Annotated in this window: 1 protein-coding gene; it reads right to left on the reverse strand. The window is 67.3% G+C overall.

Features of this window, described 5'->3' with window-relative positions; translation table 11 throughout:
* Window positions 1–245 (reverse strand): transposase (locus ACQCVD_RS15595; RefSeq protein ID WP_426824684.1); only part of this gene is annotated, 245 nt, incomplete at both ends.

A 245-nucleotide genomic window follows, 5' to 3' on the forward strand; every position in this document is an offset into this window, starting at 1 on the left:
TCCGAGCCTTCGGTAGCTGCTCGGTGGTGGCGGTGTGGTAACCGGTGAACCCATCCATCGCCACGACCTTCACTCGGGCCCGGAAGGACTGGTCCCGGGCAGCGAGCCAGCGACGCAGCACCTCAGCCGATCGGCCCGGCACCATGTCCAGCAACCGGGCAGGTCCGATGCCGTCCACGTTCGGAGTCAGATCGACGATGACGGTGACGAAGCCGGGTGTACCGTCGCCGCGGCGGTGTTTCCAC

Source organism: Corynebacterium halotolerans (genome assembly GCF_050107895.1).
GTDB lineage: Bacteria > Actinomycetota > Actinomycetes > Mycobacteriales > Mycobacteriaceae > Corynebacterium > Corynebacterium halotolerans_B.